This window comes from Achromobacter sp. LC458 (genome assembly GCF_001005835.2).
In the GTDB taxonomy this organism is placed as follows: Bacteria; Pseudomonadota; Gammaproteobacteria; order Burkholderiales; family Burkholderiaceae_B; genus Achromobacter; species Achromobacter spanius_B.
In genome coordinates, this window is sequence record NZ_LBHW02000101.1 from 1 (window position 1) to 817 (window position 817).

Genomic DNA, 817 nt, shown 5'->3' on the forward strand with positions numbered 1-817 from the left:
CGATGACGGCGCGATCATTACGCCCGCTACGCCTGACAGCGACAAGGGCCAAGTCATTGAAGACGAGACGCTCTCCGTCGGTGGCAAGCTCGACGTCACGGACCCGGACGCTGGTCAAGCGGTGTTCCAGGCTCAAACCAACACCGCCGGCCAACACGGCACGTTCTCTGTCGACGCAAACGGCACGTGGACGTACAACCTGACCAACAATGACCCGGCTGTCCAAGGCCTGGGCGCCGGCAAGACGCTGACCGAAACGTTCACCGTCACCACCGCTGACGGCACGACCGGTCAAGTCGTGGTCACCATCGTAGGCACCAACGACATCCCGGTCCTGACCGGCAAGGCTGATGGCGCCGTCACGGAAGACGGTTCGCTGGTTGCCACCGGCAAGCTGGATGTGGCCGACGTTGATACGACCGATACCCACACCTGGACCGTCAACAATGATGGCAAGGGTACGTACGGCTCCTTCTCCGTTGATGGCAACGGCAACTGGACCTACAACCTGGACAACGCCAACAAGGACGTCCAAGGTCTGAAGACGGGCCAATCGATCACCGAGACGTTTACGGTTACGGTGGACGACGGCAATGGCGGTGTGGTCACCAAGGATGTGACCGTCACGATCAACGGTACCGATGACGGCGCGATCATCACCCCGGGAGCTCCGGGCGCTGACAAGGGCGAAGTGATCGAAGACAAGACGCTGTCTGTTGACGGCAAGCTCAACGTCACGGACCCGGATGCGGGTCAAGCGGTGTTCCAGGTTCAGACGAACGCGCCTGGCCAACACGGCACGTTCTCCGTCGACGCA

General features: G+C 61.4%; 1 protein-coding gene. It reads left to right on the plus strand.

Annotated elements, in window-relative coordinates:
* A partial coding sequence (locus tag YH64_RS30035; RefSeq protein WP_221935946.1) for a VCBS domain-containing protein occupies nucleotides 1–817 on the plus strand: 817 nt, incomplete at both ends.